The 8,158-nt window shown below is 67.9% G+C and carries 8 protein-coding genes; 4 read left to right on the forward strand and 4 right to left on the reverse strand.

Annotated elements, in window-relative coordinates; translation table 11 throughout:
* The first annotated feature begins 16 nt into the window (after positions 1-16).
* Complete coding sequence (locus tag AB0B45_RS08810; RefSeq protein ID WP_358127527.1) at positions 17-1,039, forward strand: hypothetical protein; 1,023 nt, start codon at positions 17-19, stop codon at positions 1,037-1,039.
* 331 nt (positions 1,040-1,370) lie between these two features.
* Positions 1,371-1,808, forward strand: a complete 438-nt coding sequence (locus tag AB0B45_RS08815; RefSeq protein WP_358127530.1) for an ASCH domain-containing protein — start codon at positions 1,371-1,373, stop codon at positions 1,806-1,808.
* A gap of 643 nt (positions 1,809-2,451) precedes the next feature.
* Here the strand turns inward: AB0B45_RS08815 and AB0B45_RS08820 are convergent.
* Positions 2,452-2,730: a hypothetical protein gene (locus AB0B45_RS08820; protein WP_358127533.1), complete on the reverse strand. Its 279-nt coding sequence runs from the start codon at positions 2,728-2,730 to the stop codon at positions 2,452-2,454.
* A 958-nt stretch (positions 2,731-3,688) separates the two neighbouring features.
* Here AB0B45_RS08820 and AB0B45_RS08825 point away from each other — a divergent pair.
* On the forward strand, positions 3,689-4,060 hold the full coding sequence (locus AB0B45_RS08825; protein ID WP_358127536.1) for a hypothetical protein: 372 nt from the start codon (positions 3,689-3,691) through the stop codon (positions 4,058-4,060).
* Positions 4,061-4,580: 520 nt separating this feature from the next.
* On the opposite strand, the gene AB0B45_RS08830 is transcribed toward AB0B45_RS08825, so the two are convergent.
* Complete coding sequence (locus AB0B45_RS08830) at positions 4,581-5,081, reverse strand: GntR family transcriptional regulator (RefSeq protein WP_358127539.1); 501 nt, start codon at positions 5,079-5,081, stop codon at positions 4,581-4,583.
* A gap of 41 nt (positions 5,082-5,122) precedes the next feature.
* On the reverse strand, positions 5,123-5,599 hold the full coding sequence (locus tag AB0B45_RS08835; RefSeq protein WP_358127542.1) for a GntR family transcriptional regulator: 477 nt from the start codon (positions 5,597-5,599) through the stop codon (positions 5,123-5,125).
* 110 nt (positions 5,600-5,709) lie between these two features.
* Here AB0B45_RS08835 and AB0B45_RS08840 point away from each other — a divergent pair, with 110 nt between their 5' ends.
* A complete protein-coding gene (locus AB0B45_RS08840) occupies positions 5,710-6,009 on the forward strand; it encodes a hypothetical protein (protein WP_358127545.1) in 300 nt (99 codons plus the stop codon).
* 1,080 nt (positions 6,010-7,089) lie between these two features.
* Here AB0B45_RS08840 and radC read toward each other — a convergent pair.
* The gene (gene radC / locus AB0B45_RS08845) at positions 7,090-7,767 is read right to left on the reverse strand and encodes a DNA repair protein RadC (protein ID WP_358127548.1); all 678 of its coding nucleotides are present in this window, start codon (positions 7,765-7,767) and stop codon (positions 7,090-7,092) included.
* Positions 7,768-8,158: the final 391 nt, after the last annotated feature.

The raw sequence follows: 8,158 nt of genomic DNA on the forward strand, positions 1-8,158 counted from the left end.
GGAGGTGTCACAAAACATGGCCGACCTCACGATCCCCGAAGGCGGATTCTGGCCAGCGCCCGAGATCCCCCAGCCGAACATCTATCCGATGGAATGGCGGGTCGAGACCGAGAAGCTGGCGGCTATCTACGAGAAGTCCAAGCGCATGGTCTGGAACCCCTCCGACCTGCCATGGGACGGACTCTCCCCTGACGACTTCACGGTCGAGCAGCGTCTGGGGATCATGTACTGGTTCGCCGTCCTCGCCAACTTCGACGCCTCGGGGCCCGCGGTGTTCGCCCGCGCGACCATCCAGGCGTTCGAGAAACACGAGGAGGACCCGGTCCGCAAGTGCTTCTTCTCGATCACCAGGGACGAGATGAACCACGAGGAGTGCTGCCAGCGCACCATCGCCAGGCTGTGGCCGGGCGGGCCCCTCGACTGGACCCCCGTCACCGACCTGGAGAAGGCGGCGCACAACAACATCGGGTGGCTGTACCACAACGGCGGGCGCTACTGGAACGGCTACAACTCGGCGGTGGGCAAGTACTCGCTTCCCGTGCTGTTCACGTCGTTCATGATGGGGGAGATGGCGGCCTCGACGCTGTTCAGGGGGATGGCGTCGGGGACGAAGCATCCCGTGTTCAGCGAGATGTTCCAGCGCATCGGCAGAGACGAGTCCCGACATCTTCAGATTTGCATGACGATTCTGGAGAACGAGTGGCCGGGGCTCACCGACGACGTCCGCTCCCTCATCACCCGGCAGTTGCGGGCGGGCTTCGTCTTCCTGTCGATGATCCTGTGGGAGCCGCCTGAGGGCTTCTGGGACCTGCCCCCGTACTTCCTCGCCAACCACCGGGTGCTGATGGACCACGCGAGGACGGCCGGGCTGGGGGTGCTGTCGTACGAGGAACAGAAGGAGAACTGGCGCGTGGCGATGGCCAGGGTGCGAGCGATCGTGGAACGGTGGGGGATCGAGTTCCCCGCCATTCCCGAACTGGACATCGAGGGCGTCTCCGTCGACTTCATCGACCCCGAGGAGATCATCCCGGTGTTCTGACTTCCCCGTGCTCCGTAGCCGGCGTTCGCACGGCGCCGTCCCGCGAGGCTCGTACGGCGCGGCCTCGCGGGAGGGCATGTCTTCCCTGGACGGCATGGCCTCGCGGGACGGCACGGCCTCGCGAGACGGCGCGGTCTCTTGAAGCGGCGCGGTCTCGTGGGACGGCGCGGTCTCCTGGAGCGGCGCGGTCTCGTGGGGCGGCGCGGTCTCTTGAAGCGGCGCGGTCTCGTGGGGCGGCACGGTCTCCTGGAGCGGCGCGGCCTCGCGAGGAGGCGTGGATCCGTGCCGGAGTGCGGATCTTCGTAGTCGGGCCCTGGGTAGGCTGCGGATCATGTGGGGACGAATCGACGGGCTCAGAATCCTGGGGCTCGGCACCCCGGGTGACCTGCGCACCCGGCTGAACGACCTGGTCATGTCCGGCGCCAAGACCGGCACGGCCAGCCTCCTCGAGTCCGACTACCGCGCTGAGAACGAGGAGCTCGAGCACGTCGGCGAACGCCTCGCCCTCGTCGACGACAACGACGGCTGGCTCGCCGAGGTAGAGGTCACCGCGGTGGAGGTCGTCCCGTTCAACGAGATGACCTGGGAGTTCGCCGAATCGGAGGGCGAGGGGTACCGCTCGGTGGAGCACTGGGCCGAAACCCACCGCCGCTTCTGGACCGCGGCCGGATACGAGGTCCATGACAACACCGAGGTCGTCTGCATGTCCTTCCGCCTGACCAAGGGCGACAGCCGCCCATCCTCAGGAGTCCCGGCCTCCGACTCCTGAGAACGGACAGGAGTCCCTTGGTGAGCTGATGAGCGGCGGCAGCCGTCCGTCTTCGGGAGTCGAGGCCTCCGGCTCCTTGGGACGGGCGGGAGCCCCTCGGTGAGTTGACCAGCGGCGACAGCCGTCCGTCCTCAAAGTCCCGGCCTCCTGACGGACGGACAGGAATCCCTCGGGGAGATGTAGTTCCCCGAGACGGAGACGGTGTCGATTGTGGTGCGGGTGCCGGACTCGTCGCGCCGAGAGTCCCGACAGGACGTTGGACGAGCGCGCCGGCCAGACCGGCTGCTGACGGCCGGGGCGCCCGGAGCCGAGACCCGGGACGGGATCAGGCGATCACCCGATCGATGGTTCCGCAACGCCACGGGCGTCATGGACGGCAGGTGCTGTGCGAGTGCGCGACGCGCCTGCCGAAGGTGGCATGAACCCCTCCCCGGGGCGAGGCGACCTCTTCCTCAGGACGGAGGTCGGCCGAGCAGTGCGGCCGGAACGCCGGAGCTGGGCTGCGGTAGGCGAACGGCCGTGCGTCGGCCGTCGAGGTCGTCAGCCCTCCTCAGCACCCCGCCTCATGAACGCCCAGGTCTGGAGCCCACGGGGCGCGGGCGAGGGAGGGCTCTTCCGCCGGCCTTACGAGGCCGGACGGGTGTCAGTCGTTGCCTCTTCGACGACTGGTGATGCTGTCGGGACCGAGGCTGTCTCCAATGCCGTCGCCGATGCCCTCATGGTGGTTGCCATGCCGAGCACGGCATTTGGCGGGGTTCTTGCGGCTGTCGCAGGGAGCCGCCGAGGAAGCGAGAACGGCCGTGACCGAGACGGTCCCGGCCACCGGTTCGGCATTGGCGAGCTGTGCTGGCATCGTCACCGGCACGATGAGAGCGGAGGCTCCCATCGCCCCGGCCGCGAGTGCGTTCCTGATCTTGCTCATGACAGATGACTCCATGGTGAATCAGTTGCGCGCCCTGGGCGATGCCCGGGCTGACGGAGTGCCGAATCGGCATCGCGTGAAGAGCCGATTCAACGTTGAACTTGTATTCCACGCTAGGAGCGAGAACTTCGGCGGTCACCTAGAGAAATCCAAAGCCTGAAGGCGGTCGGATTACCCTCTCGCCATATAGAGCGATATGGGCGTCACTTACTGTGATATTTCGCCACGCCTCCGCATCGGAAGCCCTGTGTGACTCGCGGGAGGACACCGCGCCCGGATTGCAATATTCCGGCAAGCCGTCACGACGAGGACGGCTCCGCTCTTTACTAGGCCAACACTTCGGATATGTGCGGTGAGACCGGGAGTCTCGCGCACACCTGAGCCGTAGCTGGCCAGAACGGCCACTGAGCGGCGTAGACAGCTTTCACCTGCACTTTCCCTTTTTGGGGGACTCAGGCGTGGCGTGGCGTCACAAGACAGCCATCAATGGCTGTAAGCATCCTTGTTGTTACGTTGAGTCACTCAGCGAACGAGCATCGGGCCGTATTCCGGCCAGCGAGTAAGTCGCGGCCACAGGCCGCGTTCCGAGAGGAACGGTATTTCTATGTTCACGCCACATCCCCGAACAGATGTCACCGTCACACCTACGCTGCCGAAGCGACACAGGGCGCTGGCGAGGGCGGCGCAGCTGACCCTGGCGGGATCCGTCTCCGTGGTCCTCGGCGCCAGCTTGTGCTCGGCCGCCCTCGCGTCCCCGGTTACGGATGACCAGTCCGACTCGGAAGTGGTCGCGGCATCCGGTCCCCATCCGGACCACCGCCGCCCTTCGCTGAGGAGGGAGGCCGCGAGGAAGTGCCGACCCAGGAACTTCTTCAGGTTCCGCAACTTCGAGCCGAGGAACTTCTTCATTCCCCGTAGCCGCTTCATCGACGGCCCCGGAGGCACGGTCACGGCGTCGGTGAGGCGCCAGCACCGCGTGTACTTCGAGGTGGAGATCGAGCGGATCAAGGCCAGCGACATCACCACGACGTTCGACCAGAAGCAACTGGTGCGCGCTCTGGCAAACAATGTGAACCCGCTGCTCGCCGAGGAGCACATCGTCGAGGCCGGGCACGAGTACACCCACGAGGTCTCCAAGGGCAAGTACGGCAACCTGTGGTACCGCGTCTTCGGCTACCGGGTGGGCTTCACGGCATGGCGGAAGTGGGAAGACTGCAGCGTGCACCCGATCGCCACCGGTATCGCCAACGTCCCCGGAAGGGTCGAGGGCTGGCGGTACTGGGAGACCGACCACCCGCGCTTCAGGGGTCACAGGCTGTCGTTCAAGTAAGGACACCGGCGGTGACCCTGTCGGCCGGCCACAGCTGTGGACAGCCGACGGTGACCGCACCTCCAGCGGCCCCGCATCCGGGCCGCTGGACACCCTGGCCCCGGCGAAAGCCGGGGCCAGGGCCGCTTCACGACCAGCCTGATCGCGAAAACCGGCCGACAGCGGGCCGGTGCCGTCTCGCAGCCGTCGAGCATGAAGCCGAACGCCGCGGTCGTCGTCCTCGAAGCGGATACACGGGCTGTCGGGAATTGGTCGAAGCCGCCGCCGAGGATCAGAGCGAGCACCTACGGGTGGACCTCGGTCGGCATGCCCCCCGGCCACGGGATTTCCAGTGCTGTAGCTGGGCCCGCCCGCCATGTCCCACGTGTGGACGAACTGACGGTCGCAGTGCGGAAGGAGGACCCGCGCTGGCGAGGCCGCGATCCTCGACATGTTCCTGATTTCGAGCCCACATGTCCTCAGGTGCTCACTGCAGTGTTCCGTCGTCTCCATGTTCTTCTGTCCGACCGGCGGCTCGGGCTCAGAAGTCCTGGCCTACGGCTTCGGAGTACGGCCAGGAATCCCTCGGCGCGACGTAGCTTCCCCGATACGGGACCGTGAAGACCAGGCCACGCTCACGGAGTTTGGCGACAGCCTCCCTTGCGGTCACCTTCGCGACCCCGAACTCTCTCATCAGCTCTTTCTCGCTGGGGATGGACTTGTTCGGGCATAGCTCGCCGGACCTGATTCGCAGGGTGATCTCGGCGGCGATCACCTCGTAGAGCGGGACGTTCCTCCGCTTGCGTGGCACGCCGTGTTCGCCCACGAACGTTCCTTCCCCTTGGACCGTGTGGGCTAGGCCCCATTCCCTGAGCTGCTCAGCCACCTGTCGGGCCGTAGCGCGTGCGACGCCGAACTCGACCTCCAGCATGGCCTCGCTGGGAACGGCATCGCCACGGCATAGCGCGCCGCTGGCGATTCGGTCGCGCAGGACGTTAGCTATCTGCCTATACAAAGGTATGGGGCCGTCTCGGTCAAGCACAGACGTAGGATAGACGCCTTGATACAAGCAGTCGAGGGAATTCAGGCCTGGGGCCACGACTCCTGCGGTGATACGAAGCTTCCGCGCGCGGGGACCGTGTAGATCCATCCCTGCTCGCGGAGGAGCGCCATGGCGCGCCGTACCGTCTCGCGAGCGACTTCGTACTCCTGCACCAATGCCGTCTCGCCGGGAATGGGACGGCGGGGTTGTAGTTGCCCGCTTCTGATGCGCTTCTCGATGTCGCCGGCGATCTGCTTGAACAGTGGGGTTTTGCGGGGGCTGCGTGGTGCTTCGCCCGGATTGCCGACGAATGTTCCCTCGCCTTGGACGGTGTATATGAGCCCTTCCTCGCGAAGCACATGGATGGCGCGGCGGGCGGTCGTCCGCGCCACCCCGAACTCCTTCTGGATGTCCGTCTCGCTGGGCACGGGATGACCCGCCGAGAGGCCGTCGATGCGCTGCCTGATGATCTCAGCGATCTGGAGATAGAGGTGAGTGTCTCCGTCGTAGTCGAGCACATACGAAAGCTAGGCGAACGGGTACTAGGTGTCGCATAACGCTCCGGCCGATTGGGCAAGTCATTGCGACTTACTAGACGTAGAGATACGACCAGACGTATTCTTCGATGGTGGAGCTGGACGACTGGGAAGAGGTCGTCTGCGTCAGTCGACACGTCGCCGACCTGGTTGACGCGTACGTGCCGATTGACTGGGCGGCAGAGGCGCCACGAGCAGATCGGGTGCGGGTGAAGTCCTTCACGTGTGACTGCATGCCGGTGTTCTACGAGCTTTGTCAGGCGGCGGGACTGATGTTCATCCGGCGTCTGAGCCGAGGAGGAGACGTGACCGTGGTTCATGAGTCGCCGTGGCTGCGTAGCGCCCTGGTGGAGGAGTTGTGGGAGGAGTTGCTTCGGGGGGAGGCTCGGTGATCATGTTCTGGAGGGTGGTGACGTGGCGCGCGTACCTGGCGGGCGCGCGGCAGCGCCCTCGGCTCGGACGCCATCGCTCCGGAACGCGGTCCTGGGGGTGGTGGATGCCCATGCTCGGACTGTCCGAAGGCGGCGTTCATCGCGGCCGATGGGACTGACGTGTGTCCTGCGGCCTCATGGGTCGTACCTCGGGCGCGATGCCCTGCCGTCCGAGGTGCACGGCCTCTCGCGGAAGTCATCCCAGGTTCGTCGCTTCCGCGAGAGGCCACTTCGGAGAGCCCGGCCCGGCCCCGCTGGAGAGGGTAGGGGTCGGATCGGTCCCGCGCCGCATCGCGTGGGACCGGCTCCGGAGCTGGGCTGTTAGACGTACCTCGGGCGGATGCGGTCCTCTCGTCCGCCCGAGGTGCTCGGCCTCTCGCAGGGGCCATCCCCTTACGCAGTCGCCCCTGCGAGAGACCATCTCCGGCGGGTCAGGCGCGGCCCGCCGGAGGCGACGTGGGTGGTCGCGGGCTCCGGTGGCGCGGGATTCACCTGGAAAGGAGTGCCTCGGGCGGGATTCCCACACCCTCCCGCCCGAGGTGCGCGGTCTCTGTGGGCGTCGTTCCCGGATGGAGCGCTCGTCGCGGAGGCCACTCCGGCAGGCGAGGTCCAGCCTGACGGAGGCCGCGTGGCGGTGGTCCCGTACTGCGCTGCGGGACCACCTGGGCGGTGTGACTCAGTCGTGCCTCGGGTGGAATGGTCGCTCGTCCATCCGAGGTGCCCGGCTTCTGTGGGAATCGTCACCGGTGTCCGTCCGTCACCGTCCCCCAGAGGCCGACTCCGGCGGGCCGGGCAGCTCGGGCTCGGCCCGCCGGAGGCTCGGCGGTGGTGATTCTGTATCGCGATCGCGGAGTGAGCGGCCTCCTCGGATGGCGAGCCTCGGCTCCGCCGGGGAGGAGGGCTGCCCGGCGGGCGTCGGAGACTTCGCCGTTCCGGTGGCGTCGGGTGGTCGTCGGCTGGGCGAACGGGTCGATGGGTCTCCGGGTTTGGGGTGAGGTCCCCGGAGGCCCCTCGGGTGTTCGGCCAGGCGGCGGCCCGCTCCTAGCGCCCTTCGGGTTGTGGGGGCAGGGGGATGCGGCGCCAGGCGGTGTCGGTGACGATCACGTGGTCGAGGAAGCGCAGCCCCACCGTGTCGGCGGCGTCCGCGAGGCGCTGGGTGGTGGCCAGGTCGGACTCGCTCGGGTCGAGGGAGCCGCTCGGATGGTTGTGGGCCACGCCGAACGCGGCCCCGCCCGACGTGAGCACCGTCGTGATGATCTCCCGGATCGGAGCGGACGTGTGGTCGGCGCCGCCCTCGGTCATGAGAGCGCGGCGCAGGACCGAGCCGCGGGGGTCGCAGATCACCACCACCAGGCGCTCACGAGGGTGGCCGCGGAGCAACGGGGCGGCCTGGGAGGCGAGGTCGCCCGACGAGGTGACCCTGGCGCGGGCCGGGCCCTCCTGCGCTCGCCGTACGAGATGGAAGGCGGCGGCGATGCGGGCCGCCTTGGCGGGGCCGACGCCGCGGACGGCGAGCAGGCGGTGGGCGTCGGAGCGGGCCAGCTCGCCCAGGTCGCCGCAGTGGGCGATGAGCTGAGCGGCGAGGTCGACGGCGTCGCTCTCCCTCGTGCCGTGGCCGAGGAGGAGGGCGAGCAGCTCCCGGTCGGCGAGCGCTGCGGCACCGCTGGCGAGCAGGCGCTCGCGCGGGCGGTCGGCGATGGGCAAGTCCTTGACGCGCAAGCGACACCTCCGGATCGGCACCCTGCAGGTTTATCAACGGGCACCGACAAATCCGGGCCGGGCGGTGCGCCGGACCGGGGCCCGAAGGGGCCGGGCGGATGAGGGCGGTGGTCGCGCGAGGCGGGGGTGGGAGACGGGGTGCCTCCGCCCGAAGAACAGAACGCGGGGGGCCGCATGGGGAGCGGTGGTGGAGGTGCGAAGCGGGGGGAGGACGACGCCGCGGGGTGCGGTGGTGGTTGTGCGCGGCGGAGGTGGGGCGTTGTGGTGGTGGGGGTGGGGCGGCCGGGGGGGGGGGGGGGGGGGGCCCCCCCGGGGTGGGCCGGGGGGGGGGTGAAAATGATAGCCCAAGGAGTTGGCGCATTATAAACGGGAGCCCCGGTGCACCCCAGTG

Source organism: Nonomuraea sp. NPDC049152, from assembly GCF_040648355.1.
Taxonomy (GTDB): domain Bacteria; phylum Actinomycetota; class Actinomycetes; order Streptosporangiales; family Streptosporangiaceae; genus Nonomuraea.